The following is a 1,345-nucleotide window of genomic DNA, read 5'->3' on the forward strand; positions in this document are numbered from 1 at the left end:
TGGCGATCTGGACGGTTTCATGGCTGCAACGCTGGCTCTGAACGTGGCAGGTAAAAGCCGGTCCGAGGCGCAGGGCGACAGCTAAGGTGAAGCGCCAAAGCTCTTTTCTGAATTTGTTGAAAGGGCACTGGCAGCTTATTGCGATCACCACATTGGTTTTTCTGCTTTGGAACACTCCCGCTGTGGTTCCGCTGAAAATTCTGATCGTCTTTCTGCATGAGCTGTCTCACGCCGTGACGATTATTTTGACCGGCGGCTCGGTCGAAAGCTTTTCGATCTCACCACAGCAGGGTGGGCTGGTGATCGGTCGGGGTGGCAACCGGTTTCTCAGCCTGTCCGCCGGGTATCTTGGCTCGCTTTTGCTGGGCATGGGCCTTTTGATCATTGCTTTGCGCACGCGGGCTGACCGTACCGTTCTGGCAGGTTTTGGCGGGGTCATGTGTTTGGTGGCTCTGCTTTACATCCGCGATTTGTTTGCACTTGTGTTTTGTATCGGTGTCGGGTCGGCGATGATCGCCACCGCCTGGTATCTGCGCCGCGAGGTCAGCGACCTTGTGCTGCGCGTCATCGGGTTGACCAGCGTGATCTATGTGCCGTTCGACATCTTTGACGACACGATCCGGCGTTCTGGGATGCGGACCGATGCGTTCATGTTGGCCGAGGAGTTCGGCGGAACAACAATGATGTGGGGCGGGATGTGGTTGGTGCTGAGTGCCCTCGCGATTTATCTGTGCCTGCGTCATTGCCTTGGGCCGGACAGCAACTTGCATTTTGGTCGTACAGCAAGGTGAAGTGTTCCAGTGCTGTGGTGGCGAAAAGATACATTTAAACAGTGGGTTTAAATGAGCTGAACCGCTCGCTAGGCTGTTGAAGACGAACAACAGACTGGCGTGTTATGGATCTGACCCGGATATCGGCCGCAGAGCTTTTGAAACAACTTACAACGCGGCAGGTTTCAGCCACGGACGTGATGCGTGCCACACATGTTCGTATCGCGGCGGTGAATGGCGATGTGAATGCCATCGTTGCGCTGCGCGATGAGGGTGCGTTGATGGACGAGGCGCGCAAGCACGACAGTGGCCCAATCACCGGCCCGCTGCACGGGCTGCCAATTGCGGTCAAGGATTTGGTCAATGTGGCCGGTGTGGTCTCGTCTCATGGATCACCGCTGTTCAAGGGTGTCGTGCCGGACAGTGACGATCTGATTGCCGCCCGGATGCGGGACGCAGGTGCGATCCTGATCGGAAAGACCAACACGCCGGAATTCGGATTGGGCTCGCACACATTCAACCCGGTCTATGGTGCGACGCGCAACCCGTATGACGCCGACCATACCTGCGGGGGT

2 protein-coding genes are annotated in these 1,345 nt (G+C 57.0%); both read left to right on the forward strand.

The genetic code is table 11. The annotated features are described in order from the left end of the window. The first annotated feature begins 86 nt into the window (after positions 1 to 86). Positions 87 to 791: a M50 family metallopeptidase gene (locus ACR0JF_RS23250; protein WP_480670103.1), complete on the forward strand. Its 705-nt coding sequence runs from the start codon at positions 87 to 89 to the stop codon at positions 789 to 791. A 104-nt stretch (positions 792 to 895) separates the two neighbouring features. Further along, the coding region (locus ACR0JF_RS23255; protein WP_480670105.1) for an amidase family protein at positions 896 to 1,345 on the forward strand (450 nt) is incomplete at its 3' end.

The sequence above is a fragment of the Ruegeria sp. BG11 genome (assembly GCF_056538565.1).